We start from the raw sequence: 25440 nt of genomic DNA, 5'->3' as shown, positions 1-25440 counted from the left end.
GGCGGGGTGGGTGGCAGGCGTGCTGCCTGCATCTGCCGCGCAACCATTGCGGATCGCCTGCCTTGAATGGACGTCGGCCGAAATGGTCATTTCTCTCGGTATCGAGCCGATCGCGGTCGCGGACACGAAGGGCTATCGCGACTGGGCAGTTGCACCTGAGCTTCCCGCCGGCTGTCTTGACCTCGGCTCGCGCGGTGAGCCTAACCTCGAACTGCTGCTGGAACTCAAGCCGGACCTGATAACCGGGGCCTACGGTTTCGGGCTCGACGAAGCGCCGTTCAAGCGGATCGCGCCGCTGCACATGGTGCCCTTCTATGACGGTACGCAGGCGCCGTACCGGCAGGCCGAAGCCGAAACGCTGAAGCTCGGCGAAAGGCTTGGCCGCGAAGCCGAGGCTCGGCACCTGATCGCGCAGACGGCGGCGACGATAGAAGACGCAAGGGCTAGATTGACGGGGCAGGCGGCGGCGCTTGCCGTGGTGAGCATGTTCGACGACCGCCACGTGCGCGTCTATGGCGGAGGGAGCCTGCTGCAGGACGTGCTCGACCGCATGGGAATCGTCAATGCCTGGACCGGTCCCACCGACAGTTGGGGTTTTGCAACGATGGGCGTCGAAGAACTGGTGGCGATCGGCGAGGCGCAGGTCGTGTCGCTGGAGCCGATCCCGCTGCATGTGAAGATCAGGATCGAGCAAAGCAGCCTGTGGGCCAACCTGCCATGCGTCAAGGCAGGCAAGGTCACGGCGATCCCGCCGGTCTGGCCTTTCGGAGGGCTGGCTGCTGCAGCCCGCTTTGCCGGTTTTCTCGCCGCTTTGGCATGACGGCAACGCGCGCCACTGCCGGTGATAATCTTCGCCACGACAACGGCTCTTGGCGGCTGATGCTTCTGGTGAGTGTTCCGGCGCTGGTTGCGGCGTGCCTGACGATCGATGGGCTGCTTCGGCTTCTGCCTGCCGACATGTGGTGGCGGGCCCTTGTGGCGGCGGATTTCACCGACCCGAGACAATTGCTTTATCGCCATGCCTTTCTGCCACGCGTTGCGATAAGCCTGCTCGCCGGCGCAGCGCTCGGTCTCGCCGGCACGATCCTCCAGCAGGTTTTGCGCAACCCGCTTGCCGAGCCAACGACCGTCGGTACCAATGCGGGCGCCAGTGTCGCCCTGACCATCGCCACGCTCTACGCGCCCTGGATGTTGGAAAGCGGTCGCGAATGGATCGCAATCGCCGGCGGCGCCGCCACGACACTCGCCGTTTTCGGGTTGGCGAGAGGCCGCAGCTTCTCACCGATCGCCATCATCATCGCCGGCCTTGTCATCAGCCTGACCTGCAGTTCGGCCAGTGCCTTGCTGATGGCGGCCAACCGTGAATACTCAGCAGAACTCTTCATCTGGCAGAGCGGGTCCTTGGTCCAGAATGGCAACGCCACGGTCTTGAAGCTGGCGCCATGGCTGCTGCTCAGCGCTGGCGCCGCTTTTCTGCTGAGCCGTCAACTGCGGTTGCTCGATCTCAGCGACGAAAGCGCGGCCAGCCTCGGCGCCAGTCCAATTTCGACACGGCTTTCCGGCCTGGGGATCGCAGTTGCGCTAAGCGGGATTGTCGTTGCGGCTGTCGGTGTCATTGGTTTCCTGGCCTTGGCGGCGCCGGCACTCGTCAAGCTTGCCGGTGCGCGGACTCTGCGCCAGCGGATGATTTGGGCATCGCTTGCTGGTGCGGTCTTGCTCTGGTTCACCGACAGGCTTGTGCAGATACTGCCGTTCGCGTCCGAAATTCCAGCAGGCACCGCAACGGCGTTTCTCGGCGCGCCGCTGTTGTTTCTGCTTTTGCCAAGAATGCGGATCACGCCGGATCGTGATAGGGCGATGTCGCCAGTCGCGCGTCGGCGCAATGGGTGGGCATGGCTGGTGCCGGGACTTGTGGTAACGGCTGTAGCCGTTTGGGCGGCACTTGCGATGGGGCGCGGCTCCGGCGGTTGGCACTGGGCTGCGTGGGGCGAGCTTGTCGAGCTTCTGCCGCTGCGAGCACCAAGAGTCGCGGTTGCGTTGTCCGCTGGCGCGATGCTGGCGGTCGCCGGTACAATGATGCAGAGGATGACCGGCAATCCGATGGCGGCGCCCGAGGTGCTTGGCATTTCCGGCGGTGCGGCGCTGGGCGTCCTCCTGCTGTTTGTGTCGTTGTCGACCTTCAATCGGCCGGCTCTGCTCGCGGCAGGGCTGATGGGCGCGGTGGTCAGCCTGCTGCTGATATCGCCCACGGGCAACCGGAACGCGCTGGCGCCCGACCGGCTGCTGCTTGCCGGCGTTGCCGTAGCGACGATGGCGTCGGCTTTCTCGGCAGTGGTACTTGCAGGCGGAGATCCGCGGCTGGATACCCTGATCGCTTGGCTGTCCGGCTCCACGTACACGGCGACGGTCAACGATGCGTTCACCGCGGCTCTCACCGCCATCCTTTTGCTGGCGATCGTGCCGCTCACGGCGCGCTGGCTGGAAATCCTGCCGCTTGGCGAAGCGGCCTCGCTTTGTCTTGGCCTCGGGCTGACCCGCGTCCGGCTCGTTCTGCTTGCACTCATCTCGGTGCCGACGGCGGTGGCCACGCTTGTCATCGGGCCTTTGAGTTTCGTCGGACTGATGGCGCCACATATGGCGCGCATGCTGGGATTCCAGCGCGCCCGGCCGCAACTTTTCGCTTCCGCAATCCTCGGTGGCCTGATCCTTCTTTGCGCCGATTGGGCCGGCCGGATGCTGATCTTCCCCTGGCAGATCCCTGCCGGTCTGCTCGCTGCCCTGGTCGGTGGGCCTTATTTCCTGGTGCTGTTATGGAAGCGCAGGCAATGACTCCGCTGGTATGGCGGGAAGCCGGCTGAGGCTCTTCCAAACCAGCCATATTAGCTGCAAAGAAAATCCCTTACCAAGAGTGGTTCAAAGCCGAAGGCAATGATCAAGCGGTTCTTCTCCTATTACCGGCCCTACAAGGGCTTGTTCATCCTCGATTTTTCCTGCGCGATTCTGTCAGGCCTGCTGGAACTCGGCTTCCCGATGGCGGTGAAGGTCTTTGTCGATGAACTGCTGCCCGGTCAAAACTGGACGCTGATCCTCATCGCCGCAGCGGGGTTGCTGGTCATCTATCTGTTCAACACAGCACTAATGGCCATCGTTACCTATTGGGGTCACATGCTTGGCATCAACATCGAGACGGAGATGCGGCGCAAGAGCTTCGACCATCTCCAGAAACTCTCCTTCCGCTTCTACGACAACAACAAGACCGGTCATCTGGTGGCGCGGGTGACCAAGGATCTGGAGGAAATCGGCGAAGTCGCTCACCACGGCCCGGAAGATCTGTTCATCGCGGTGATGACGTTCATCGGCGCGCTGCTGCTGATGTTCACAGTCAACGTGAACCTGGCACTGATCACCGCCTGCGTGGTGCCGGTGGTCACCTGGGTGACCATTCGCTACGGCGAGCGCATGGAGACCAACTGGCGGGCGCTTTACCGGCGGGTCGGCGATTTCAATGTCCGCATAGAGGAGAATGTCGGCGGCATGCGGGTCGTTCAGGCTTTCGCCAACGAAGACCACGAAAGACGGCTGTTTGCTGACGACAACCAGCGCTACCGGGAAACCAAGCTCAATGCCTACCGTATCATGGCCGCCAGCAGTTCCCTGAACTACATGAGCATCCGCCTGATCCAACTGGTCGTCATGATTGCCGGCAGCTATCTGGTCATCGACGGCCAACTCTCCAACGGCGGCTTCGTCAGCTTTCTGCTTCTGGTCAATGTGTTTGTGCGGCCGATCGAGAAGATCAATTCGGTCATCGAGACTTATCCAAAAGGCATTGCCGGTTTCCGCCGTTACACGGAACTGCTCGACACTGAACCGGATATCGCCGACCGACCTGGTGCGATCGATGTGAAGAGCCTGAAGGGCGACATCCGCTACCGCAGCGTCGGCTTCGGCTACAGCGGCGACCGGCTGATTCTGCGCGATGTCGATCTCGACATTCCGGCCGGCCAGACGATTGCGTTTGTCGGACCTTCAGGTGCCGGCAAGACGACGATCTGCTCGCTGCTGCCGCGTTTCTATGAAGTGCAGTCCGGCGCAATCACGGTCGACGGTGTCGATATTCGCGATATGACACTTTCCTCACTGCGCAGCCAGATCGGCATCGTCCAGCAGGACGTTTTCCTGTTTGGTGGCTCTATCCGCGAAAACATCGCCTATGGACGTCTCGATGGGCCTGAAAGCGCCATCGTCGAGGCGGCGCGGCGGGCGCGGCTCGACGAGATGATCGACGCGTTGCCGGAGGGCCTCGACACCATCATCGGCGAACGCGGCGTAAAACTTTCCGGCGGCCAGAAGCAACGCCTGGCGATTGCGCGGATGTTCCTGAAGAACCCGCCGATCCTCATTCTCGACGAGGCGACATCTGCGCTCGATACCGAAACCGAGCGCGAGATCCAGCAATCCCTGGCAGAACTCTCGGACGGTCGCACCACGCTGGTAATCGCGCACCGGCTGGCAACGATACGCAATGCGGACAGGATCGTCGTCGTTGACGCAACGGGTATCGCCGAAGAGGGCTCGCATGACGCTCTTGTCGCCCGAGGCGGCATCTATAGCCGGCTCCACACCGCGCAGCATGGCGAGAAAGGCAGGAAGGAGCCAACATCTTCGACAGCGCACGGCACGTTGTCATTGTGAGCGGCCCCTGAGTGGTTGGTCAGTATAGCCGGTTCAGTTGATTTCGTTGCATAAGGCGGAGCGCCAAACGTCGGTCCGCTCTAAGAAGAATTTCGGGTGGTCGACGGTCGCTAGCATGAAAGACGGCAACGTGAAGTCAAACGGCTGAATGTTGCGCTTTGCCGCTCTGCAGATATCCATCCAACTCGAGGCAGGGATGTGGCAGCGGGCGGATAGGCTTGGATACGACGAAGCGATCGCCTTTGCGGTCCAAGTATCTGCAGCGGACCTGTCCGCCCTCGGTGCGGGCGGCCCAAAGGGCGGACAGGCTACCGGGTCGACCTAAGGCCTGATGTTATGGTTTACCCGGAAGAGGTTCGTGGGATCGAACTTACGCTTCACCGCAGCAAGTCGCTCATAGTTGGCGCCGTAGGAGGCACGGACGCGGGCCTCGCTTTCATCCGCCATCATGAAGTTGATGTAGGCGCCGCCATGGGGGTTGTGCTTGTGCACCGCCGCCCAGTACTCGCTCGCCCAGCGTCGCAGCTCCGGAGCCTTGCTCGGGTCAGGATCGATACCGGCGATAACCATGGACCAGCGGGCTCGCCGCGCGCCCCAGGCGGTAGCGTCCGGAGCCACATCGTGAACCGCTCCGTCGATGGGGTAGAGATGCATTAGCGACAGTTCGCTTGGGCTCTTCGAGCCATATTCGGCATGTGCTGCGATTGCCGCATCGGACAGGTCGTCAACATAATCGCCTTTCCAGTACCACTGCAGTCCCTTGGGCAGCAGTGGATCGAACAGCGCCTGCAGATCGACAAAAGGCATCTGCATCATGCCGTCAAGGATCGGTTGAGGAAGTGCGTCGCGCACCGGCTGCATCGCCCGGACGCCATCCGCCTCCGAGCCGTTGTAGCAGCTGATCAGTGCGCAGATCCGTCTTCCCCATATCTCGCGCGGGAAGGGGTCACAGGAGGGTACCGTCTTGATGCCGAAGAAGATCCCGAGCTCCCGGGGGGCTTCGGACAAAAAGTCACTGTACCAACGCATGATCTTCGCAGCATGCGCGAGGTCATAGAAGATTGGCCCGCCATAGACATCCTTCGCCGGATGCACCCGAAATGTGAAACTCGTCACGACGCCGAAGTTGCCGCCACCACCGCGCAGCGCCCAAAACAGCTCCGGGTGGCGGGTGTCGCTCGCCGTGACCACGCTGCCGTCCGCCAGAACGACCTCAACCTCAATCAGATTGTCGATGGTGAGGCCGTGTTTGCGCGTCAGATAGCCGGTGCCTCCTCCCAACGTCAGCCCCGCGATGCCTGTGGTCGAGACGAGCCCCGCCGGGACCGCCAGCCCATGAACGCTGGTGGCGCGGTCGACGTCGCCCTGGGTACAGCCGGCCTGAACGCGAACCGTGCGCGTGGCGGGATCGACATCAACCTGCTTCATCGGCGACATGTCTGTGACCAGGCCACCATCGCAACTGCCGAAACCCGGGCCATTGTGGCCGCCACCGCGAATAGCAAGAAGCAAGTGCTTCTCCCGGGCATAATTGACCGCGGCGACGACATCGGCGACCTCGGAGCAAGGGACGATCCAGCGTGGCCGTTTGTCGATCATGGCGTTGTAGAGCATGCGAGCCTCTTCATAGCTCGGATGATCTTGGTCAATGAGGTTCGCGCGGAGCCTCTGAGGGAAGTCGTTCGGAGTAATTGACTTGTCCATCTTTGAACTCTCGGGTTCTAGGCGAGGCGCAATAGTGTCTCGTTCAAGACTAGATTTACCTTGACGAGAGACATTTACGCTCACTGGTTGTTATCTCTGCTTCCGCAGCCTTCCAGTAATACGCCACCTTCATTTCAGATGGTTTTCTGTAGCCCCGAGGAATTGTTTCATTTGTTTCACCGGTGCGATCTCTCGCACCGACGGAGACCAGCATCCATAGGGGAGGGCTGCTGTGTTGGTGCCACAAGGACCAGCTCGGCTGTCAAACGTGAACTTCCCCATGCATCGTTTCATCGGCATCCCCTGTCAGCAATGCCACGTAGCCGAGCCAGCAGTAGAAAATGATCACGCCGAGCAGCACGATCGCGCCGGGAATTGGCCCGAATGCAGCGTTGCTGATTATCTCGGATAGCGATCGTGCAATGTCGTAGGGCGCACCGCCATCCTGTAATTTCGGGGTTGAGATCTTGAGCACCCAGGCAAACAGCAGGATGAGGAACATCCACGAATAATTTCGTCTCAACCGACGCGACATTGCAGCACGGATGGAAATCAAAAACCGTGGCCTGCGCAAATCTTGACCAAGGAGCTCGGCCCAGCCTTGGTCGACGTCGGGCAGTGGCGCGAGGATCTGAGCAAAATAGTTCTTCTCCATCTGGCGTACGCGGCCCCGATAGACATCAAAGAAGCGGTACCGCCGAGCCTCGATCAGCAGCAAAAGCTGGACGAGCACCATGCCGAAGAGAAGTACGCCGTGATGGGAGGTTGGCGATGACAACGACAGCGACAGCATTGCAGCAACGCCCGTAATCGCCCAGTTGGTCGTCCGATCGATGCGGTCGCGCCAGCCTGCCATGCGGCTCATTTCGGCGCGGTGATAATGCGCCAACACGGTAATGTACTCTGCTGATGTTGCCGGGAATGGAGGAGTGGTCCACCTCGCCACATTCTCCGCGACTGGTGCTTGCTCGTGAGATCTGTCCATTTCTGCCTCCCATCGGAAGACTTAAGTTCGCCAGCTAGGCGCCATTTTTCTCCACGCGCCATTGAACGGGCGTTGAGAGATCGCTTGTGCCGACACGTTCCCCGCAGGAAGCCGCCGCAATTGCGGTTCTATTTTGTTTACGAGAAAATATACCCCACGCCACGGACGGTCTTGAGCACCTGTGGTTTGGACGGGTCGGCTTCGATTTTCTTCCTCAGGCGAGAGATACGAATGTCGATGCTGCGGTCATACGGATCCCAACCGCGGTCATGGGCGAGTTCAAGCAGCTGATCGCGGTTGAGAATACGCCCGCGATGCGTGGCAAACACTCTCAGGAGGCTGAATTCCATCGCGGTGATCGCAATCTCGACACCGTCCCTATCGAACAGTTTGCAGGTGTCCAAATTCAAAGTGCAATTCCCGAATGGGACAGTCTGTGAAAGCCTCGCCCCGTCCTCTTCAGTGACTTTCTCTGCAGTCGCTGTTCGGCGCAAAACGGCTTTCACGCGGGCAAGCAACTCTCGCAGATCAACAGGCTTGGCAACGTAATCATCGGCGCCGATCTCCAGGCCGACGACGCGATCGATCACATCGGCCGAGCCGGTCAACATGATGATGGCGACCCCAGAGCGCTCTCGCATGTATCTCGCCAGCGAGAGGCCATCCTCGCCCGGCATACGGATATCCAGGATGACCACGTCGACACGTTGCTTGTCGATGACCTCCCTGAGTGCAGGGCCGCCATCGGCAGTCGTGACCGCATAACCTTTATCGTGCAGATATTCGGCGACGGTATCGCGTATATCCTGCTCATCGTCGCAGACGACAATATGTGGACTTTCCTTCAGCAACGGCAGTGACCATCCATAGGTGGAATACATGTCGCCAAGACATGCTCGCCCCTGTTCTATGACAAATCAATATACGCTTTCGAACTCAGCCGACCAACCGTGCAACGAAGGCCCGTAATTCATCCGGCTTCACCGGCTTTTCAAGAAAAGGCCGTTTCGTGGCGCGCAGGAATATCTGTGCACTCGGGCTGATTGTATCTCCGGTCAGGAAGGCAAGCCTTGCGAGTGCTTCGGGGTAGGAGTCCGAGATATGTTTGAACATGGCCCGACCATCGATGTTTGGCATCTTGAGATCGCTCAGGATCAAGGAGAAGGAATGGCCCGCAAGATGAAGCAAGGCTTCTTCGCCTGATCGAGCTACCGTGACTGCGAAACCGTCCTGCTCAAGGACATCAGCAACCAGGTCCCCAACCTCCGCCTCGTCATCGACCACCAGACAAGTAAGTCCCGCCACTTTGGCTGGTGCGGGGGCTGCGGTTGCGGTGGTCGCTCGTGGTCTGCGCAACCCCGGCAGCGAAACGATAAAGGTCGATCCGGAGCCTTCGGCTGTTTCCACTTTGATGGTTCCGCCATGCGACTGCACGATCCGGTGACAGAACGACAGCCCGATCCCGGTTCCCTTGCCGACCTCCTTTGTCGTGAAGAACGGTTCGAAAATGCGCGAGCGGATCTCGGGCGACATACCGGCTCCTGTGTCGGCTACTTTGACGACGATGTCGCCCGTCTTGGATCGCAGTTTCGTCGAGATCGTGATTTTTCTCGGACCGGCGCGGTCGTGAAGTGCCTGCTCAGCATTGACAAGCAGGTTGATGAGAACCTGACTGAGTTGATCGGGATCCGCCCAGATAGTCGGGAGATCGCGCTGGAGCCGGATCGCGAGTTCGATATCGGAAGACCTTATGGAATAGCCAGCAACCTCGACAGCAGTTGCAATGACATCGTCGATCGAAACGTTCGCGGTCTTTGTGGGCTGTTGACGGGCCATGGCCAGGAACGTCCGAACTATGCGGGCGCAACGCTCCGCGGCTTTGCTGATCTTGTGCGCGCGTTCGGCCGTCTTGGCGTCGCTGGCGGATTCCTCAAGCATGAGAGCCAGGCCAAGCACCACCGAGAGCGGATTGTTCAACTCGTGCGCCACCCCTGCCAGCAATCCACCGAGCGCCGACATTTTTTCGTTCTGATGCAACGTCTCGCGCTGCCGCTCCAGCTCCTGCTGCATTTCGATGCGGTCGGTGAGATCATAGGTATGGGAAACAATAACTTTCTCGCCGTGAAAATCGATCAGCCGGGAGGAGATTGAACACCAGCAAACTTGTCCATCCTTGCGCTTGAGCTGCGTCTCGAAATCGTCGACTCTTCCCTCTTCGAGCAGTCTCTCGACATAATGTTTCCGCTCAAGCGGATTGACGTAGTAGTCGACGGCGTTGGCCACATCGCCGAGAAGGTCCAGTGTGGCGGGACTGCGATAAAGCAGCGTTCCGTTGCGAGCGCTTGTCATCTGAATGTTGACCGGGCAAGCCTCCAGCACTTTGCGGACAAGTTCTTCAGCTTCCTTGATGGCCAGCTCAGCGCGTTTGCGTTCAGTGATGTCGACACGGGTGACGACGAAGCCGCCTTCGCGGGTCGGACAGTTCGATACGAAGAACCAGCCGCCGTCCGTGTGCTGGAATTCCTGTTGCCGAAACTCACGGCGATCCTTGGCTCGTTCTGCCAGCCATTCGTCGATCTTGCCGTCTGGCACTGTAAACTGATTGCGCTCAACGGTGACGCGGAGGAAATCGAACCAGTTGACACCTGGCACAAGCACGTCCGCGCTTATCGCGTGCATCGCGCGGTAGCGGCTATTGGCGAGTACAAGCCGGTCGTCCTTGTCATAGAGCGCAAAGCCTTCCGCCAGGGACTCGATGGCGTCGATCAGCCGGTCGCTTGCTTGTCGGGTCTGCTCCTGAGCGGTGATCATGTCGGTGATGTTCGTTGTGTTCGAGACGATCACCTGTCGCCCCTCGAACTCGATCAGGCGCGCCGAAATCGACGCCCAGAAGACCTCATCGTCGGCATCGTATTGCTTAACCCGGAAGTCATCGATGCTGCCTGTTTGCGTCAGTGCATCCACTAACGCTTGGCTGTCATCGGGTTGAACGTAGTAGTCGGCAATCCGCGTCCGGTCGCCATAGAGTTTACAGCTGGCTGGATTGCGATAGAGGGTTTCTCCGTCGATCGTCGACATGCGGGTCGGTGAGGGACAGGCATCAAGGACCTTTTGCATCAGCGCCGTGGCTTCACGTTCAGCCGCCTCGGCCTTTTTGCGTTCGCTAATGTCGGCTCGTGTGACGACAAAGCCACCGAGATCGGTCGGGTGTATGGAAACAATATGCCAGGTGCCGTTACCGAGATTTGCCTCATATCGACCGCGCAGGGTAGTGCGGTTGCTGATGCGCTCTTCAATCCACTCGTCTTCCCGCCCTATTGCGTCAGGATAAGCGCCGCGCCGCACTGATTGGATCAGAAGGTCGGTCCATTTCATGCCGGGCTTGATCAGGTCGGCGACGGTGCCATTCATCTCCCGATAGGAGCGGTTGCACATCACAAGCCGATGGTCTTCGTCGTAAAGGGCAAACCCTTCCGACAGCGATTCGACCGCGTTGCTAAGCAGTTCCCGCGCCAGCATGACTTCGCCGTCGCGTTTGCGTTGCTTGGTGACATCGGCGATCCCCGCAAGGACGACGCGACGGCCCTGGAATTCGACAACGCTCAAATTTCCGTTCGCCCAGAACTTGCGACCATCCTTGCCTCTCAATTGCGCTTCACAATTTTCGACGACGCCGTTGCGCATGAGTTCCTGGCTGATTTCGACATATTGGTCGGGATTCACGAACTGGTCCGCAAGTATCTTCCGCTCGCCTTCATCGTCCCAGCCGAACAGCCGCTCAGCGGCGTCGCTTTGGTAAATCACCGCACCGGAACTGGCATCGTTCATCCAGACCGGCAGGGGATGATGCTTGATCAGGAAACCGAACAAATCTTCACGCTGCTTGCGTTCGGTGATGTCCAGCACGCCAACCACCAGGGATGGTCGCCCCCGATAGACGCCGCGCCGGCAATTGGCCGAACACCAGATCGTCGATCCATTGCTGCGCCGCAACTGCATCTCGTGATCGCGCACGATGTCGTGCTTGCTGACCAACGTTCGGATTTCCTCGAACCCCTCGGGATCGACATAGTGGTCGGTGATGAATTGCTGATGCGGTCGCCACTTCCGTCCAAGAAGGTTCGAGGCGTCCAGACTTTCGTAGAGGATCTCCTTGCTTTCTTCATCCACCACCCAGACCGGCAGCGGATGGCTGTCTGTGATGCAGCGGAAGATGTCGACACTGTCCCAATGTGCCAGCTCGGCATTTTTCATCGCGGTTATGTCGACGCTCATCAGAGCGATCCCACCGTTCGGGCGGGGATGCGCGGCAAAAAGCCTCCAGTCGCCATCGGCGGTCTGCGCCTCAACCGGAGCTTCTTCGAGGTTGCTCCAGCGCGCCGTCGCATCCCGGACAAAGGCCTGGTTCAACTCGACCTTGCGGCCGTCAAAGCTTCTCAGGTTTGCGAGGACTTCGGCAACGACAGCGACCCTGTCCATGCCGTGCATTTCGTACTTGCGGTTGTCATTTGCCGCAAAGAACTGCGCGTTGGCATCCTCCAGGGCACCGCTGCCGTCAAAAAGGGCGTAACCCGTTTGCGCACCATTCGCGGCTTTCTTAACTGACATGGGCGGCTTTCCTTTTCTCTCGGCGCCGGAAAATAGTGCTGAAGTGTTTCCGGATGAGTGCTGAGGCAGGACTATTTGTTTCAATCTGCGGTGCGCCGAAACCTGGAACCGAAGCTGGCGCAACAAACGAAACAATTATCCTCACGTCCGGAAAAACAGCGGAAACAACCGTGCGATAGACATTGAAGCGCCGATTTTGTTGTTCCATTCCGAAATAGCGGATCAATTCTATCAAACTCACTTGAGCTTGGTAGGCCCGCAGTAATTCTTGGATCGACGAAGTCAATTTGTCGAAAGCTATCAAGACGGAGATCTCGCTATGAGACCAATTGTCCTCGCGCTCGCCGCTCTCCTGCCAGTTATGGACGGAGCCGCCGCGCAAGACGTGCTTTCCACGCTTCAGTTCCCGACGTCGTCGCGCCAGATCTACGGCGACGCAGCCATGCCCAACGTCAAATCACGAAAAGGTGGTTTGGGGATGTCGTCGGCCGCGTCGATCGAGCAACCCTTTCATCCGTCGGCAAGATCATCGCTCCAAAAATACGGCGATGCTGCGCCGCGAGCAGATGTTGGCAAAGCATCAAATGGCGCGGTGGTCGGAAAGCCCTGGTTCGCGATAGGCCGTCGCGTTCCTTCCGGAAACAATTGAGGCGACATAGCCGACGCCAACTGAGTTGGCTGGAAACGCCGCTGCCGGCGTCGGCCGGAGTTCGTTGCGACGAAATTCTCAATCCTCGCCTCCAGCCGGCTGAGCCGGATGCTGGCTTGCACAAAAACCTTTGAACGGGGATCGCCGCCAAACAGTGCGGCTCAACCAAATGGAGCACTGCAATGTCTATCTCGACTTTGAACGTGCCGGTCGAAAGCACCGGGAGGATTTGTCTTACGCGATTGGGGCAGATCTGGCGGGCCTATCGGAGCGCTCGTGACCGTCACAACGGGGTTCGCGCCCTTGAAGCGATGAACGATGAACTCCTGAAGGACATCGGCATTACACGTTCACAGATACTGTCCGCGGTCAACGGTAGTCACGGGAACTACTTGCCAAACGGCGAAGGCTGAATGGGCAAATTTCACGTACGTGGGGGAGGCCAGCGGCCTTCTCCCACGTCTGTCCTTGGTGCCGAGACGGCCAACAAACGGCTCGGTGACAACGGCGCCAACACGAACCCCTCATGCGTAGACTCGAACTTCCGTCAGCCTCGTCTGCTGAGCGTTGTCGGCCGCCGATTCTTCGTCGCTGGAACGGGTGGGATGCGCTCTCCAGATAGGAGACTTCCTGTAAACCGGGAAAACTCAATCTAGATGTTGACATCACTATCTAGCTGCCCCCTAAATGCAGGGGTCATGGTTCTTCCGAGTCTGTGCGGCTCGGGAGCTAAGAGGGAAGCCGGTTTAATGCCGGCGCTGCCCCCGCAACTGTAAGCAGTGAGCTTACGTCGAGTTACGCCACTGGCGCCAAACGGCGCTGGGAAGGCCGACGAAAGCGACGACCTGCGAGCCAGGAGACCTGCCCTGACGACTGAACGTCCACGGGCGGGGTGTCCCGGTGGTGCGCTTGCTTCGTGCGGCTTTGCGCCGTGCGATTTCCGGCATGCGTGCGCCAATGCTCCGTCCCCAAAACTCCATCGGGGATGATGATGACTGCGACTGCCGCCCTCCACACCAACGGAACAACCGACTTTCCGCCCGACACAGCCCCGGCTTCAAAGCCTCCGGCGGAGCCTGGTTATCGCATCATCCGCCGCAACGGCTCGGTGACGCCATTCGATGCGACCAAGATCGCCGTCGCGCTAACCAAAGCCTTTCTTGCAGTCGAAGGGTCTGTCGCCGCCGGTTCGCGGCGCGTCCATGATGTCGTGGAGGATCTGACGGCGCAGGTCTTTGCCGCGCTGACACGCCGGGCCGATGCCTGACGCACCTTCCACATCGAGGAGATCCAGGATCAGGTCGAACTGGTGCTGATGCGAGGCGAGCACCACAAGGTTGCCCGCGCCTATGTGCTCTACCGCGAGGAGCGTGCGCGCGAGCGTGTGGTGGAAAGGGCGACCCTCTCCTCTCCATCCCAGCCTGTGCTGCAAGTGAGGGGCGACGACGGCACTCTTTCGCCGCTCGACGAGGCGCGGCTGCGACGCGTCATCGACGAGGCCTGCGCCGGGCTGGAGGATGTTCGGGCCGACACGATCCTCACCGAGACGAAGCGCAACCTCTACGACGGCATCACTCTGGAAGAACTGTCGCTGGCGCCGATTCTGGCGGCGCGCACTCTGGTTGAACAGGAACCGAACTACGCCTTCGTGTCGGCGCGCCTGCTGCTTGATCGCCTGCACCGAGAGGCGCTGAGCTTCATCTCAGATCGACCCGAGCAGGCGACGCAGGCCGACATGGCCGGGTGCTACGCTAGCTACTTTCCTGATTTCATACGGGTAGGCATCGAAGCCGAACTGATCGACCCGGAACTCGGGCGGTTCGATCTGGCAAGGCTTGGAGCAGCGCTCAAGGCTGATCGCGACCTGAATTTCCAATATCTCGGGCTGCAGACACTCTACGACCGCTATTTCCTGCACACGCGGGGAAAACGTTTCGAGCTGCCGCAGGCCTTTTTCATGCGGGTGGCGATGGGGCTGGCGATCCGCGAGATCGACCGCGAAGCGCGCGCCATCGAGTTTTACGACCTGCTCTCCTCGTTCGATTTCATGGCCTCGACACCGACGCTGTTCAACTCGGGCACGTCGCGGCCGCAGCTTTCGTCCTGTTTCCTCACCACAATTGGTGACGATCTCGATGCGATCTTCAAGGGCATCAAGGACAACGCTCTGCTTGCAAAATATTCCGGCGGGCTTGGCAACGACTGGACGCCGGTGCGTGGCCTCGGCGCGCATATCAAAGGCACCAACGGCGAGAGCCAGGGCGTTGTGCCGTTCCTGAAAGTCGCGAACGACACCGCGATCGCCGTCAACCAGGGAGGCAAGCGCAAGGGCGCGGTCTGCGCCTATCTGGAAACCTGGCATATCGACATCGACGAGTTTCTGGATCTCAGGAAGAACACCGGAGACGACCGTCGCCGCACGCACGACATGAACACCGCGAACTGGGTGCCGGACCTGTTCATGGAACGGGTGGAGGCGGATGGCGAGTGGACCCTTTTCTCACCCGACGAGGCGCCCGATCTGCACGATCTCTATGGTGGGGCGTTCAAAGTGGCCTACGAGGCCTACGAGCTGCAAGCGGCCTCCGGCGGCATCAAGGTATTCAGGAAAGTTCGAGCGCTCGACCTGTGGCGGCGAATGCTCACCATGCTGTTCGAGACCGGGCATCCCTGGGTCACGTTCAAGGACCCGTGCAACATACGCTCGCCGCAGGGACATATCGGCGTTGTGCATTCGTCCAATCTCTGCACCGAGATCACGCTGAACACCTCAAAGGACGAGGTTGCCGTTTGCAATCTCGGCTCCGTCAATCTTGCAAACCATGTGACGGATAACGGCCTTGATCGCGATCGGCTGGCAAGGACCGTCTCCACGGCGATGCGCATGCTCGACAATGTCATCGATATCAATTTCTACACGATCCCGGAGGCGCGCCAGTCGAACCTTCGTCACCGTCCGGTTGGGCTTGGCCTGATGGGTTTCCAGGATGCGTTGCAGGTGCTGCGCGTTCCGTACGCCTCCCAGGAGGCAGTCGCCTTTGCCGACACCAGCATGGAGGCGATCAGCTATTACGCTATTTCGGCGTCCGTTGATCTCGCCGACGAGCGCGGCCGCTATCCAAGCTTCGAGGGTTCGCTTTGGTCGAAGGGGATTCTTCCCATCGACTCGATCCGGCTGCTGCAGGATTCGCGACCGGACGTCGATATGGATAGGTCCTCCGCACTCGATTGGGACGCCTTGGGCAAGCGCGTGAAGAAGATCGGCATGCGCAATTCCAACACCATGGCCATCGCGCCGACTGCGACGATCTCGAACATCTGCGGCGTCGCGCAATCGATCGAGCCAGCCTACCAGAATCTGTTCGTCAAATCGAACATGTCGGGCGACTTTACGGTGGTGAACGCGCAGCTTGTGCACGACCTGAAGGCGCGCGGCTTGTGGGACGAGGTGATGGTATCCGACCTAAAATATTTCGACGGCTCGGTCGGCCAGATTGACCGCGTGCCGGACGATCTCAAGGCACTCTACGCCACCGCCTTCGAACTCGATTCCGCCTGGCTGATTGAAGCCGCGTCGCGCCGGCAGAAGTGGATTGACCAGGCGCAGTCGCTAAACCTCTACATCGCCAATCCAAACGGCAAGAAGCTCGACGAACTCTATCGCCTCGCCTGGAGGAAGGGTCTCAAGACCACCTACTATCTGCGCTCGCGCTCGGCCACGCATGTGGAGAAATCGACACTGAAAGGTACCGACGGCAAGCTCAACGCGGTGTCGGCGATCGTTGCCGCAACCCCTGCCGCCGCTCCCATTCTCGTCGATGCCGATGCCGCCTGGGGCAAAGCCTGTGCGGCTGACGATCCCGAATGTGAAGCTTGCCAGTGAGCCAAGAAGGAGATGAACAAGATGCTCGACTGGTCTGAGCCGAAAACGAAAATGCCCGACGCGATCAAGTTGGCTTCGCTCGAAGACGGGCAATCGAGCACCGATGCCACCGGGCTCGGTGAGATCGACCGCAGCGGTGGGCGCGTGTCCGTCGACGACAAGCGCATGATCAACGCGCGCGCCGATGTGAACCAGCTGCTGCCGCTCAAATACCGATGGGCGTGGGAAAAGTATCTTTCCGGCTGCAACAATCATTGGATGCCGACGGAAGTGTCCATGCAGGCCGACATCGCGCTGTGGAAATCGAAGGACGGCCTGACCGAGGACGAGCGTCGCATGATCAAGCGCAATCTCGGGTTCTTCGCCGCTTCGGAGAGCCTGGTGGCGAACAACATCGTGCTTGCCATCTACCGTCATCTCACCAACCCCGAATGCCGGCAGTATCTTCTACGGCAGGCCTTCGAGGAGGCGATTCACACCCACACCTTCCAGTACATCGTCGAGAGCCTGTCGCTCGACGAGGGCGAACTGTTCAACATGTACCGGGAAGTGCCGTCGATCACCGATAAGGCGGCGTGGGCGCTGAAGCACACGCAGCATCTCGACGACCCGGATTTCAGGACTGGCACGCCGCAAGCGGACCAGGCCTTCCTTCGCGATCTCGTCGCCTTTTATGTCATCTTCGAAGGCATGTGGTTCTACACCGGTTTCGCGCAGATCCTCTCGCTTGGCCGGCGCAACAAGATGGTCGGCATCGCCGAGCAGTACCAGTACATCCTGCGCGACGAGTCGATCCATTTGAACTTCGGTATCGACGTGATCAATCAGATCAAGCTCGAGAACCCGCATCTATGGACGACGGCGTTCCAGAATGAGATCCGCGGCATGATCGCGAACGCGACCGAACTGGAAGCCGCATACGGCCGGGACACCATGCCGCGCGGCTTCCTCGGGCTGAACGCGGCGCTATGCGAGCAGTACATGCACTTCATCGCAAACCGCCGCTGCGCGCAGCTTGGTTTGATGCCGGTCTTCTCCGATACCGAGAATCCATTTCCCTGGATGAGTGAGGCAATGGATCTGAAGAAGGAGAAGAATTTCTTCGAGACCCGCGTCATCGAATACCAGAACGGCGGGGCGCTCTCATGGGATTGATGGCCGAACCTCGTGTCGCCGGCGAGGGCTGCATCATGGACACAGTGTTGATGCGGCGCGACCCTTGGGCCCTTTGGATGTTCGGTTCTCCGGGTTGGTTATGTTGAAGCTTCGGGCACAGTACATTATGATCGTTGGCCATGAGCGAGACATTCGTATCCGGTGCGCATATGGCCACGAGGCAACTTCTCTGGGCCGCCGCCGTCAGCGCCGCCAGCATACTTTTCAGCCTTGTGCTCGCCTGCGCCACGCCTTTTGCGGCGATCGCGACGGTTGCCGGGGCCAACATGTCCCGCCGCGGCGCCTTGTTGCTGACCGGAATGGCGTGGCTCGCAAACCAGGGGGTCGGGTACCTTGTGCTCGGCTATCCGACGACGTGGGACAGTTTCGCCTGGGGCGTGGCGGTCGGCGTCGCGGCTGCCTTGGCAACGGGGGCGGTGCTTTTGTTGCGCGACCGGATTCAATCTGGACTTTGGACCGTCATTGCAGGCTTCGTGCTCGCATTTGTCGTATACGAGTTTGTCCTGTTCGCTGCGACCGCGTTGCTGCCGTCCGGGGAAGAGGCATTCTCCCTTGACGTCATCCTGCAGATTCTCTGGCCGAATGTGCTGGCGCTGGCCGGCCTGGCGGTGCTGCACAGGATTGCCGTTTCAGTCCGGTTTCTTCCAAACCCGGACGCTGTCCGCGGCGGCGTTTACGCCTGAGGTCGGTGCGCTTTCCTTCTGAGCGGATCGTCTGCCTGACCGAAGAGACGGTCGAGACGCTTTATCTGCTGCGCGAGCAGGACCGTATCGTCGGCGTGTCCGGTTACGCGGTGCGCCCGCCTCAGGTGAGACGCGAGAAGCCGCGTGTTTCGGCCTTCACGTCCGCCGACATTCCGAAGATACTCGCTCTCGAGCCCGACCTCGTCCTGGCGTTCTCCGACCTCCAGGCCGACATCGTCGCTGCCTTGATCCGCGAGGGTATCGCGGTCCACGCCTTCAATCAGCGTGACATCGCCGGAATCCTTGCCATGGTCCGCACGGTCGGCGCGCTTGTCGGTGCTGTGGAGCGGGCCGATCAACTCGCGGCGGGATACGAGGAAAGGCTTCGCCAAATCAGACTTGCCGCCAACGGCAGGCCGCGGCCGCGCGTCTATTTCGAGGAATGGGATGAACCGCTGATCAGCGGCATCGGCTGGGTGTCGGAATTGATCGGCATCGCCGGCGGCGACGATGTATTCCCGGAAAAAGCAAAGCCAAAGCGGCGCGGGACAGGATTGTCGCGCCGGAAGAGGTGATCGCCGCCCAGCCCGATATCATCCTGGCGTCCTGGTGTGGCAAGAAGGTCGTGCCGGACAGGATCAGGGCGCGCATGGGCTGGGACAGGGTTCCTGCGGTGCGCGACAATCGCATCGTCGAGATCAAATCGCCGCTCATCCTGCAGCCGGGGCCGGCGGCACTGACCGATGGTCTCGATGCGATCTGTGCGGCGCTGAAGGGCTGAGGCGGAGAAGCGATCCTGTCGCCTTTGCGCTTCCCCGATGTCGTTTTCGTGTGGCCGAGACTCGCGCGCCGGTGTTTAGATCACGGCGTTCAAGGTGCTCTGCGGCGATTTCGCCGGAGGGATAATTGGGAAGCCGGTTTGATGCCGGCGCTGCCCCCGCAACGGTAGCGAAGCTTTGAGTTCCGACGTGAAACCACTGGGCAATAGCCTGGGAAGGTGTCGGAACGGTCCCGCTGGGATGGCTTCGGAGCCCGGAAACCAGCCTCGAACAATTGGAACTCGACTGATCGCGGTGGGCGATCAAGAGGCAGAGCGCTGCGGGCGGGTCGTTTGATCTCGCGTACCCAAAGCTTTCCTACCTCCATCACCACCAAGTTCAGTCCTTGTGAGACGAGCGAGGACGGACATGGACGTGCGCAACGAAATGCTGAGGCTGATCCGCAGCCGGCGTGACGGTTTTTCCCTTCAGCGGCCCTTCTATCTCGACCCGGATTTTTACAGGCTCGACCTTGAGCTGATCTGGTATCGCGACTGGCTGTTCGTCGGTCACGATTGCGAAATCGCGAAGGCGGGCGGCTTCTTCACCGTGCAGATCGGCGATTACCCGGTCGTTGTCGTGCGTGGGCGGGACGGGCAGATTCGGGCTTTCCACAATTCTTGCCGACATCGCGGCAGCCGCGTCTGCACCACGGACAAGGGCACGTCGGCAAGGCTGGTTTGCCCCTATCATCAATGGACGTACGACCTCGACGGCAAGCTCGTTTTCGCGCGCCAGATGGCCGACGATTTCAAGAAAGAAGACTTCGGCCTGAAGAGTGTCGCCTGCGAGAGCGTGGGCGGGTACATCTTCATCTGCCTGGCCAAGGAGCCAGCGGATTTCGCCCCCTTCCGCGCGCTGATGGAACCTTATTTCGCGCCCCACAATCTCCTCGACGCCAAGGTCGCTCACGAAAGCACCATCATCGAAAGAGGCAACTGGAAACTGGTCTGGGAGAACAACCGCGAATGCTACCATTGCGCGGCGAACCACCCGGAGCTTTGCAAGACGTTTCCGGAAGCGCCCACTGTGACCGGCGTCAACGGCGCCGAGAGCGACCCCGACATGCTGGCGCATTGGGCGAAATGCGAGGCGGCTGGCCTGCCATCGCGTTTCCGCATCGACGACGCCGGACAATTCCGCGCCACGCGTGCGCCCTTGCTTCGCGATGCCGTCAGCTACACGACGACCGGCAAGCGCGCGGTCCGCAACAACCTGTCGGATCAAGTCACCGCCGATCGTATCGGCGCGCTGCTCCTCTACCACTATCCGACGACCTGGAACCACGTACTCGGCGACCACGCGGTGACGTTTCGCGTATTGCCGATCAGCCCCACCGAGACCGCGGTGACGACCAAATGGCTCGTCCACAAGGACGCGATTGAAGGCGTCGACTACGACCTCCAGGAACTCATCCACGTCTGGACCGAGACCAACGACGAGGACCGCCGCATCGTCGAGGAGAACGCCTTCGGCATCAAATCGCCAGCCTATGAGCCGGGACCGTATTCGGAGCTGCACGAAGGCGGCGTGATCCAGTTCGTCGACTGGTATGCACGCTTCATGGAGCCGCGCCTTTCCGAGGGCGAAAAGCCTGCCTTGCGCAGCGTCGCATAGGCGAGGGCGGGCTGATGAACGCGATGACGGATATGCATCTCTACCGCCATCTCGACGAGATGGCGCCATGGAACGACCGGTTGCAGGTGCTGGAGGTGATCGGCGTCACCGACGAGACGCCCGACGTGAAGACCTTCACCTTCCGGTCGGATGCACAGACGTGGTTCCGCTACAAGCCAGGCCAGTTCGTCACGCTGGAGCTACCGACTGCAGATGGCCCGCTGATGCGGACCTACACGCTGTCGTCCAGCCCGTCACGGCCGTTCTCGATCGCGGTGACTGTCAAGGCGCAGCCGGGCAGCGTCGGCACCCGCTGGATGTTCGACAATCTCCGTGCAGGTGTCCGTATCAAGGCCTTGGGTCCGGCCGGTGACTTTACCCACCACAACCATCCAGCGCCCAAATATCTTTTCATCTCGGCGGGTTCCGGCATCACCCCCATGATGTCGATGCTGCGCTGGCTGAACGACTGCGCACCATGGACCGATGTCTCCTTCGTCAACTGCGCGCGGCGCCCGGAAGAGATCATCTTCCGCAAGGAACTCGAACTGCTCGGTACGCAGATGCCAGGGCTAACGCTCGGCTTCCTGATCGAGGAGCGTTCTTCTTCGCGCGAAAGCTGGTTCGGCCATATGGGCCGCATCGACGCGGTCCGGCTGCCGTTGCTGTCGCCAGACTTCAAGGAGCGCGAGGTGTTTTGCTGCGGGCCGGATCCGTTCATGCGTGCCGTGCGAGGCATGCTGGAAGCAGCCGGTTTCAATATGAGGTTCTACCACCAGGAGAGTTTTGGTGCGCCGCCCGCGGAAACACTGCCCGCGCCGGCGGACGGTCCGGGCATGGAGGTGGCGGTCGAGGCCAGGCTACCCATCCGCTTCGCCGACTCCGAAGTGGATGGCGAATGCCTCGCAGGACAGACCGTTCTGCAAGCTGCACGGGCGAGCGGCGTTCGCATTTCCGCAGCCTGTGAGTTCGGGCTGTGCGGTACTTGCCGCGTGAGGAAAATCTCTGGTGCGGTCGATATGAACCACAATGGTGGCATCCTCGATGACGAGATCGCCGAGGGTTATATCCTGGCCTGCTGCTCGAAACCGCTTTCTGCTTTGGAGATCGAGGCATGACGGCGAAGAAAGACGGTTGCACCACTCTCGCCCGCCATGCGATCGACCCGCGGATATTGGCGTCCATTTCCCCGCTGCCGCCGCCGGAAGAGATCTTCGCTGATTGGCTCCTCTCGGTGCCGCATGGCGCCAGCCTGGAAACGGCCGCTCGCAAGCAGATCGCGTTGATCGATCGACGCGCGTCGCTCCATCCAGATGTCCTTCATCTGCGCACGCTGCTGGTCGCCGTAGCCGGGGACTGCGAGTGGCGCAAACCGACGGCAAACCTGTGAAAAAGGAATCTTTTGAACACCGATGGCTTCGACCTGATCGAGCGGCCCTCAGCGCATCGTGGGTCAGTTCAGCCGCAGACCTTCGACATCGAACAGGTGCAATCTATCGTCGTCGAACTTGAGATGGACCTTTTCACCTGCGGTTACCTTGTGCTGGCCTTCCAAGGTCAACAGCAGCGGCTGGTTGCCGGCAGCCATGGTGTGCACGACCGTTTCTGATCCCAGCGCCTCAACCAGGGTGACTTCGGCTGGAACGGTTCCCATGTCGTTTGCAGCGAGCTTGACGTGCTGGGGGCGAATGCCGAGCGTCACCTTGCCTTTGGCGGGCACAGCCTTGTTCAACGTGTGTCCTCCCGGAAGAACCAACGCGTTCCCGTCTGCGCCGCATTCCAGAAAATTCATGCGAGGCGCCCCTATGAACCCTGCGACAAACCGATTTGCCGGCTTGTTGTAAAGTTCCAGCGGCGCGCCGATCTGTTCGATCTGGCCCCCGCGCAGCACAACGATGCGATGCGCCAGGGTCATGGCCTCAACCTGATCATGCGTCACGTAGATCATCGTCGTGCCCAACCGTGCGTGCAGCGCGGCAAGCTCGGCGCGGGTCGAGATGCGCAGCTCTGCGTCCAGGTTGGACAACGGCTCGTCCAGGAGAAAGGCGGTTGGATTGCGCACGATGGCTCTGCCTATGGCGACCCGCTGGCGCTGGCCTCCCGACAGTTGGCCGGGCCGGCGTTCCAGTAACTGCCCGATCTCCAGCATGCGTGCTGCCTCGGTGATGCGGCTATCGATCTCGGCGCGCGGCAGACGCGCATTCTCAAGCCCGAAAGCTAGGTTCTGGCGCACACTCATGTGCGGATAAAGCGCATAGGATTGAAACACCATCGCCAAACCCCGATCGGCGGCAGGCACGTTGTTCACCAGCCTGCCGTCGATGCGGATCTCGCCTGATGTAGGCCGATCAAGGCCGGCGATCTGGCGCAGCAATGTCGATTTGCCGCAACCGGACGGGCCGACAAAGACCATCAGTTCTCCGTCCACGATATCAAGGTCTATATCCTTCAGCACGTGGACCTGGCCGTAGGACTTGCCAAGCTTGTTGAGCGTAATGCGGCTCATGGCCGTCTCCTATTTCAGGCCGGTTCCGGCAATGCCGGTGGTGATGAACCTCTGCAGAAAAATGAAGACCAGCACGACCGGGATCATCGTCACCACGGTCATCGCCAGTATGTAATGCCACTGCACGTTGAGCTCGCCGGAATAGATGTTAAGCCCGACCTGCAGTGTGTAGAGCTCCTTGCGCGACAGCACGATCAGCGGCCACAGGAAGTCGTTCCAGCGCCACACCACCGAGAATATGCCGAGCACGGCCAGGGCAGGCGCAGCGAGGGGCAAGACGATGCGCCAGTAGATCTGCCACTCCGAAGCCTTGTCCATGCGCGCCGCCTCGATCAACTCGTCGGGGATGGTGAGCATGTATTGACGCAGGAGGAAGACGCCGGTCGGCGTGGCTACCGTCGGCAGGATCACGCCCCATAGGCTGTTGACCAGCCCTAGCGCACTGACGATCGAATAGAGCGGTACCATGATGACGCCAAGCGGGACCATCAGCGTAGCCAGGATTATCATCATGATCAGGGGCTGGCCGCGAAACTTGTACTTCGACAAGGCAAACGCCGCCATCGAGTTCACGAGCAGGGTTATCAGCGTCGCCATTGTCGTGACGAAAACCGAATTCCATAGGTAGCGCGTGAAGTCGAAAGCAAGGAAAGGCTGGATGTAGTTGGAGGTCGCGAACTCAACGGTGCGCACCGGCTCTCGCTTCGAGATGTCCACCTTGATGATGTCCTTGGGGGCCGCCGGGTCAATCATCTGCGCCACCAGGCCGATGCGGCGAATCTCCGCCAGAGTGCGGGTCGAGCCGTCCTCCATCGTTACCGTGTAAAGCGACAATGGCTTGTCGTAGCCTTCGACCGTTGCCTGCTGCGTCACATAGGGCAGCAGGGTCGGCGGAAACTCGGCCAAAGCAGCGGGCGTCTTGAAGGACGAAAGCGCAAGCCACACCGCCGGGCCGAACATGAGGATCAAACCTCCGATCAGCCACACCCAGGTGAAGATGTCGGTCCAGTGCCAACTGGCGCCGCCCCGGCGACGGAAAAGGAACTGCGATACAGTCGCCATCAGCGTTGCCCCTTCCGTTCGTTGGTACGTGAGATGCCGAGCTGTACGAGGGTCAGCACCACCAGCACGAGCCCCATCAGGATCGAAGCTGCTGCCGCCAGGCCGGGGTTGCGGAGTTGCGAGGCAAATCCGGTCTCGAAGATGTACTGAATGAGATACATGGTGCTCGTGCCTGGGCCGCCACCGGTCAGCACATAGACCTCGTCGAACACCTGGACTGCCCGGATAAGCGCAAGGACCAGCACGACGAGCAGGTTCGGCATCAACAGCGGCAGGGTAATTCGCCAGAACACGCGCGATGGGCGGGTCCCGTCCATTTCTGCCGCCTCATAGATGTCCTTCGGAATGGCCTGCAACCCGGCGAGGAGGATCAGCGCGTAGAAACCGACATGCGCCCAGATCGATACGCCGATAGCCGCCGCGAACGCCCAGAATCGATCGGTGAGCCAGGTATGGGGTTGTGCGCCGACCGTTTCGAACAGCATCAGGTTGAGCAGTCCCTGGCGCTGAAGGATCCAACGCCAGATGAGGCCGACGACGACTGGCGAGAGCAGTACGGGAAAGAAGAACACCGCCCGCCAGAAGCTACGCGCCTTCAGCTCGCGGTTCAGGACCAGGGCCGTTACCAGCGCCACGACCAGGAGCAACGGCACCTGCAGCAGCACGAACCACGCCGTATTGGAGGTCGCAATCCAGAAGCGGTCTTCGGCGCACGTGCCGGAATCCAGGTAACTGCCGCAGTCCAGTAGCCGGCTGTATTGTTCGGCGCCGACGAAGGTGCGGCTATCAAGGAAGATCGCGGTGCCGCCAGTCATCGAATAGATCACGTTCATGATCAGCGGCAGCAGCACAAAGATCGTGAAGATGGCCATGTTCGGCAACAGGAAGAAGGAAGCCATGCCGGTCAGGCCAGTCACCTTCTGGAGACCCCGCAAGGGAAGGTCGATGATGCCGGCCAGATACCTTACCGGCGCGAGTAATGCGCCGGTAAGGCGTGACGCGGCGCTGCTTGGAGTTTGCGCGTTCACGTCCGTGTGCTCCTTTGAAAAGGGCC

At 60.4% G+C, this 25440-nt stretch carries 18 protein-coding genes, 2 pseudogenes and 2 riboswitches; of the genes and pseudogenes, 12 read left to right on the top strand and 8 right to left on the bottom strand.

Annotated features, from left to right (window positions below):
• Positions 1 to 10: 10 nt before the first annotated feature.
• From F3H98_RS03395 to F3H98_RS03385, 3 genes are all read left to right on the top strand, one after another.
• Positions 11 to 820 (top strand): ABC transporter substrate-binding protein, encoded by an 810-nt coding sequence (locus tag F3H98_RS03395; RefSeq protein WP_280177960.1) that lies wholly within the window; start codon positions 11 to 13, stop codon positions 818 to 820.
• Entirely contained in the window at positions 817 to 2829 is a 2013-nt protein-coding gene (gene fhuB, locus F3H98_RS03390; RefSeq protein WP_149758226.1) for a Fe(3+)-hydroxamate ABC transporter permease FhuB, read from the top strand. Before F3H98_RS03395 ends, fhuB begins: the two co-directional genes overlap by 4 nt.
• A 99-nt stretch (positions 2830 to 2928) precedes the next feature.
• Positions 2929 to 4695 carry an ABC transporter ATP-binding protein gene (locus F3H98_RS03385; RefSeq protein WP_149758224.1) on the top strand — a complete coding sequence of 589 codons (1767 nt, stop codon included), beginning with the start codon at positions 2929 to 2931 and terminating at the stop codon, positions 4693 to 4695.
• Positions 4696 to 5016: 321 nt separating this feature from the next.
• Here the strand turns inward: F3H98_RS03385 and F3H98_RS03380 are convergent, their stop codons facing one another.
• The 5 genes from F3H98_RS03380 to F3H98_RS03360 all read right to left on the bottom strand — a co-directional run bounded on the left by F3H98_RS03380 (position 5017) and on the right by F3H98_RS03360 (position 12374).
• On the bottom strand, positions 5017 to 6309 hold the full coding sequence (locus F3H98_RS03380) for an FAD-binding oxidoreductase (protein ID WP_244621584.1): 1293 nt from the start codon (positions 6307 to 6309) through the stop codon (positions 5017 to 5019).
• A 352-nt stretch (positions 6310 to 6661) separates the two neighbouring features.
• The gene (locus F3H98_RS03375) at positions 6662 to 7384 is read right to left on the bottom strand and encodes a DUF2270 domain-containing protein (RefSeq protein ID WP_149758220.1); all 723 of its coding nucleotides are present in this window, start codon (positions 7382 to 7384) and stop codon (positions 6662 to 6664) included.
• A 137-nt stretch (positions 7385 to 7521) separates the two neighbouring features.
• Positions 7522 to 8265: a response regulator gene (locus F3H98_RS03370; RefSeq protein WP_149758218.1), complete on the bottom strand. Its 744-nt coding sequence runs from the start codon at positions 8263 to 8265 to the stop codon at positions 7522 to 7524.
• A 55-nt stretch (positions 8266 to 8320) separates the two neighbouring features.
• Positions 8321 to 11992 carry a PAS-domain containing protein gene (locus tag F3H98_RS03365; RefSeq protein ID WP_149758216.1) on the bottom strand — a complete coding sequence of 1224 codons (3672 nt, stop codon included), beginning with the start codon at positions 11990 to 11992 and terminating at the stop codon, positions 8321 to 8323.
• Positions 11982 to 12374, bottom strand: coding sequence for a hypothetical protein (locus tag F3H98_RS03360; RefSeq protein ID WP_149758214.1), 393 nt, complete (start codon positions 12372 to 12374; stop codon positions 11982 to 11984). The genes F3H98_RS03365 and F3H98_RS03360 overlap by 11 nt, the downstream gene beginning before the upstream one ends.
• Positions 12375 to 12377: 3 nt before the next feature.
• Here F3H98_RS03360 and F3H98_RS03355 point away from each other — a divergent pair, with 3 nt between their 5' ends.
• The 9 genes and pseudogenes from F3H98_RS03355 (at position 12378) to F3H98_RS03315 (ending at position 22208) form a co-directional block, all read left to right on the top strand.
• Positions 12378 to 12641: a hypothetical protein gene (locus tag F3H98_RS03355; protein WP_188130307.1), complete on the top strand. Its 264-nt coding sequence runs from the start codon at positions 12378 to 12380 to the stop codon at positions 12639 to 12641.
• Between the two features lie 182 nt (positions 12642 to 12823).
• Entirely contained in the window at positions 12824 to 13054 is a 231-nt protein-coding gene (locus F3H98_RS32260; RefSeq protein ID WP_149758210.1) for a DUF1127 domain-containing protein, read from the top strand.
• A 269-nt stretch (positions 13055 to 13323) separates the two neighbouring features.
• A riboswitch (cobalamin riboswitch) is annotated at positions 13324 to 13524 on the top strand.
• 108 nt (positions 13525 to 13632) lie between these two features.
• Positions 13633 to 16524: pseudogene (locus F3H98_RS03345) on the top strand (ribonucleoside-diphosphate reductase subunit alpha).
• A 21-nt stretch (positions 16525 to 16545) separates the two neighbouring features.
• Entirely contained in the window at positions 16546 to 17679 is a 1134-nt protein-coding gene (locus F3H98_RS03340; RefSeq protein ID WP_149758208.1) for a ribonucleotide-diphosphate reductase subunit beta, read from the top strand.
• Between the two features lie 140 nt (positions 17680 to 17819).
• Positions 17820 to 18383 (top strand): hypothetical protein, encoded by a 564-nt coding sequence (locus tag F3H98_RS03335; RefSeq protein WP_244621583.1) that lies wholly within the window; start codon positions 17820 to 17822, stop codon positions 18381 to 18383.
• A gap of 5 nt (positions 18384 to 18388) precedes the next feature.
• A pseudogene (locus F3H98_RS03330) lies at positions 18389 to 19164 on the top strand (cobalamin-binding protein).
• Positions 19165 to 19239: 75 nt separating this feature from the next.
• Positions 19240 to 19445, top strand: a riboswitch (cobalamin riboswitch).
• Between the two features lie 125 nt (positions 19446 to 19570).
• Positions 19571 to 20818 carry an aromatic ring-hydroxylating oxygenase subunit alpha gene (locus F3H98_RS03325; protein WP_149758206.1) on the top strand — a complete coding sequence of 416 codons (1248 nt, stop codon included), beginning with the start codon at positions 19571 to 19573 and terminating at the stop codon, positions 20816 to 20818.
• Between the two features lie 23 nt (positions 20819 to 20841).
• Positions 20842 to 21936 carry an FAD-binding oxidoreductase gene (locus tag F3H98_RS03320; RefSeq protein ID WP_149758409.1) on the top strand — a complete coding sequence of 365 codons (1095 nt, stop codon included), beginning with the start codon at positions 20842 to 20844 and terminating at the stop codon, positions 21934 to 21936.
• Entirely contained in the window at positions 21933 to 22208 is a 276-nt protein-coding gene (locus F3H98_RS03315) for a hypothetical protein (RefSeq protein ID WP_149758204.1), read from the top strand. The genes F3H98_RS03320 and F3H98_RS03315 overlap by 4 nt, the downstream gene beginning before the upstream one ends.
• A gap of 63 nt (positions 22209 to 22271) precedes the next feature.
• On the opposite strand, the gene F3H98_RS03310 is transcribed toward F3H98_RS03315, so the two are convergent.
• Genes F3H98_RS03310 through F3H98_RS03300 form a run of 3 tightly spaced genes read right to left on the bottom strand, consistent with a single transcriptional unit; the run spans position 22272 to position 25414 of the window.
• Positions 22272 to 23324: an ABC transporter ATP-binding protein gene (locus F3H98_RS03310; RefSeq protein ID WP_149758202.1), complete on the bottom strand. Its 1053-nt coding sequence runs from the start codon at positions 23322 to 23324 to the stop codon at positions 22272 to 22274.
• Between the two features lie 9 nt (positions 23325 to 23333).
• A complete protein-coding gene (locus F3H98_RS03305; RefSeq protein WP_149758200.1) occupies positions 23334 to 24386 on the bottom strand; it encodes a carbohydrate ABC transporter permease in 1053 nt (350 codons plus the stop codon).
• On the bottom strand, positions 24386 to 25414 hold the full coding sequence (locus F3H98_RS03300) for a carbohydrate ABC transporter permease (protein WP_244621582.1): 1029 nt from the start codon (positions 25412 to 25414) through the stop codon (positions 24386 to 24388). The genes F3H98_RS03305 and F3H98_RS03300 overlap by 1 nt, the downstream gene beginning before the upstream one ends.
• Between the last annotated feature and the right edge of the window lie 26 nt (positions 25415 to 25440).

It is taken from the genome of Neomesorhizobium albiziae (assembly GCF_900114255.1).
GTDB lineage: Bacteria > Pseudomonadota > Alphaproteobacteria > Rhizobiales > Rhizobiaceae > Neomesorhizobium > Neomesorhizobium albiziae.
Note: the sequence above shows the minus strand (reverse complement) of the source record. Positions and strands in the feature narration are given on the sequence as shown.

Bases quoted from the DNA above. Each gene is read 5' to 3' on its own strand.
- fhuB (WP_149758226.1), top strand. From the start codon at position 817: ATGACGGCAACGCGCGCCACTGCCGGTGATAATCTTCGCCACGACAAC.
- F3H98_RS03380 (WP_244621584.1), bottom strand. From the start codon at position 6,309: ATGCTCTACAACGCCATGATCGACAAACGGCCACGCTGGATCGTCCCT.
- F3H98_RS03385 (WP_149758224.1), top strand. From the start codon at position 2,929: ATGATCAAGCGGTTCTTCTCCTATTACCGGCCCTACAAGGGCTTGTTC.
- F3H98_RS03370 (WP_149758218.1), bottom strand. From the start codon at position 8,265: ATGTATTCCACCTATGGATGGTCACTGCCGTTGCTGAAGGAAAGTCCA.
- F3H98_RS03325 (WP_149758206.1), top strand. From the start codon at position 19,571: ATGGACGTGCGCAACGAAATGCTGAGGCTGATCCGCAGCCGGCGTGAC.
- F3H98_RS03375 (WP_149758220.1), bottom strand. From the start codon at position 7,384: ATGGACAGATCTCACGAGCAAGCACCAGTCGCGGAGAATGTGGCGAGG.
- F3H98_RS03310 (WP_149758202.1), bottom strand. From the start codon at position 23,324: ATGAGCCGCATTACGCTCAACAAGCTTGGCAAGTCCTACGGCCAGGTC.
- F3H98_RS03365 (WP_149758216.1), bottom strand. From the start codon at position 11,992: ATGTCAGTTAAGAAAGCCGCGAATGGTGCGCAAACGGGTTACGCCCTT.
- F3H98_RS03305 (WP_149758200.1), bottom strand. From the start codon at position 24,386: ATGGCGACTGTATCGCAGTTCCTTTTCCGTCGCCGGGGCGGCGCCAGT.
- F3H98_RS03340 (WP_149758208.1), top strand. From the start codon at position 16,546: ATGCTCGACTGGTCTGAGCCGAAAACGAAAATGCCCGACGCGATCAAG.
- F3H98_RS03320 (WP_149758409.1), top strand. From the start codon at position 20,842: ATGACGGATATGCATCTCTACCGCCATCTCGACGAGATGGCGCCATGG.
- F3H98_RS03335 (WP_244621583.1), top strand. From the start codon at position 17,820: ATGAGCGAGACATTCGTATCCGGTGCGCATATGGCCACGAGGCAACTT.
- F3H98_RS32260 (WP_149758210.1), top strand. From the start codon at position 12,824: ATGTCTATCTCGACTTTGAACGTGCCGGTCGAAAGCACCGGGAGGATT.
- F3H98_RS03315 (WP_149758204.1), top strand. From the start codon at position 21,933: ATGACGGCGAAGAAAGACGGTTGCACCACTCTCGCCCGCCATGCGATC.